The 1,826-nt window shown below is 33.5% G+C and carries 2 protein-coding genes; both read right to left on the bottom strand.

The window, feature by feature from the left end; genetic code table 11:
- Nucleotides 1–548 (bottom strand): hypothetical protein (locus tag VK998_RS06190; protein WP_325226619.1); only part of this gene is annotated, 548 nt, incomplete at its 3' end.
- A 26-nt stretch (nucleotides 549–574) separates the two neighbouring features.
- A complete protein-coding gene (locus VK998_RS06185; protein WP_325226618.1) occupies nucleotides 575–1,621 on the bottom strand; it encodes a lanthionine synthetase LanC family protein in 1,047 nt (348 codons plus the stop codon).
- Nucleotides 1,622–1,826 lie beyond the last annotated feature (205 nt).

The following is a 1,826-nucleotide window of genomic DNA, read 5'->3' as shown; positions in this document are numbered from 1 at the left end:
TTTTCCATTCCAGCTTCTAAATATTTAGCCTTATTAGCAAAAAAACCACCTCCGACTGGATTAGGTGCATACATTTCTTCCATTTTCCCTTTATTTGTTTTTAGAACATTAATATCTCTCGTTTTATAATATAATTCCCTGATAATTCGACTTGTATCTAAAGCTTTATTCTTATAAGGAGATACAAAGTCTGCCTTATTTCGACGCAGCCATTCTACCGCAGTTATTATTTGTTGTGGATCTATAATTACATCTGCGTCCCAAACTGCTATATATGGAGTACAGCAGTTTTTTACTAACTTATTGGTGTATTTTGTATGATGTAAGATAGGATCATAATCTTCGATAAAGCGATATGAGACGTTTTGTGGGAGAAGTTTATGGACTATTCCGTTATTATACTTTGCAGTTTCTAAAACATGAATATTTGTATCGAAATGGTGGTATATAAAATCAATGACCATCAAAATATTCTCCAATCGCTCAATAGAGTCAATTTTTAACCCGATTAGAAAAGTGACATCTTGTAAATCTGTTTTATCGCCCATACTAACTAATAATTTTTTTTACCCATCTACTTTGTTAATTCTAAAAAGTGTAATCCTACCCCGGTGAAACCATAAAATAACAGGCCTACACTTCTTCTTTCTAATCCACCTTGTTCTACCTTTTCCCAATATTCTGAGCGAATGATCTTTACTATTAACTGCTCTCGATTAAATAGAATTTGTTCTTCATGGATTAAATAAAACAAATATTGACTTATTAAATCCACACCTGCTGCCCCATGCATCAAATGAATACTTTTATCCCTTAGTTCTCTTTCTAAAATTTCAGTCATTGCTATATTCTGCTTTAGTATAGTAGCATGATCTCGCCAATTTGGCATATCAGTCTGTTGTAGAATACTTTCCATACCAAGTAAAAGATATAGTCTATTGCTTGATAAACGAGGGAAGAGAGATAAAATGATAGGTGAAATATCATCCAGTATTCGGTCTATTTTATAGTTATAAATATCTATTTTTTTAGCTTTGCCAAGTAGTATTAGGCAAAGTGGGAGATCCCAAGAAATATCAAACACCCATGGTTCCTGAGCATTATATTTTCTTTCTTCAACCATTCTTCCAATATGATTAACAAGTCTGATTAATAACCTTCTAAAAATAAATCTTTGTTCTTCTTGAATACCTTGATTATGCAATCGTGAAAGGACATACACAAGAAATCCCATAGACCCTTGCAAAATCCCTATTGGAAGCTCATCATTAGATTCTATATGGCGATATATCTTATTATCAATCTCTGAAAATATCGCCTTTGTGGCTGCCTCCATAAACTTATTTTTAGCCAAATATTCAATCCCCCAAGCTATTCCAGCTAATCCATCTTCAAAACTTACTTCCAGATCGCTTCTGTTCACTTCCTCATAAACCTCACTAATTAATCGTTTGGCCAGCTTCTGATACTTTTTATTACCAGTTATTTCGGCAATATGAAAAAAATAGATGCTCACTCCTGTCTTTCCATTAAGTAACCCAATGTTGTTCATAGCAGGAGCGGTCTGCATCAATATTTCATTAACGGTATCGATTTTTTCAATAATCATATCTTTTTTCATCATATCCCCTTTTCCGTTATCAGTTTGCAACCTTCTGCATCGATTTGTTTAATATAAATGTTTATATTCTGTTGCTATTATTGTAGCTTAACAAGATAGCTTTTTATTGTTCCAGCTGACCCTTAATGTTGTTATATACTCGTTCCAATAGTCGCATATCATGGGTGATGATCTCTGCCTGTCCTCGCATTCCATCAGTTGGTCT

Source organism: Schnuerera sp., assembly GCF_035459645.1.
Taxonomy (GTDB): Bacteria; Bacillota; Clostridia; order Tissierellales; family Tepidimicrobiaceae; genus Schnuerera.
This window is presented reverse-complemented; position numbering and strand designations above follow the sequence as displayed.